The organism is Mycoplana sp. 10N416 (genome assembly GCF_056394765.1).
The window spans coordinates 1-594 of sequence record NZ_JBFTIM010000052.1; the positions used below are offsets into that span (position 1 = coordinate 1).

General features: G+C 65.8%; 1 pseudogene. It reads left to right on the top strand.

Going from position 1 to position 594, the window contains the following annotated elements:
* Positions 1-594, top strand: a pseudogene (locus AC1DDS_RS25765) (hypothetical protein); the annotation flags it as partial.

The following is a 594-nucleotide window of genomic DNA, read 5'->3' on the forward strand; positions in this document are numbered from 1 at the left end:
CACAAGCTGCGGTCCGCCCATGACAGCGACAAGGGCTGGAACGGCTCGTCGTCGTCCGACAAGTCGGAAACCACCTCCACGAAGGGCGATCTGGATTCGACGACGGACCTCGCCTCGACGAAGCCGGGTTCGGTGACCGACACCGTATCCACGCCGACCGTATCCGACACGCAGGACGAAACGGCCTTGATCACTCCGGTGAAGCCCGTCGCTGATGCTCCGGCCGCCGCGGCCGCTCCGGCCGCCGCTGCCGCCTCGACGGTCACCGGCTTCCCGGATGCGTCGAACACCGGCATTGCCGCCGGCTCGACCATGACCAAGTWCACCGGCACCTACCGGGTCACCCAGGACAACGCGGTGATCAGCAACCTGGAAGTCTACGGCGCCATCATCATCGACGCCAAGAACGTGACSYTGAAGAACGTCAAGCTGACCTCCGACACGCCCTGGCACGCGCTGCGCGTCATGGACGGCGCCACCGGCTTCACCCTGCAGGACAGCGAGGTCGACGGCCAGGGCCGGACCGTCAACGCCATCTACGGCAACGGCACGTTCCTGCGCAACAACCTGCATGACGTCGACAACGGCATCAAC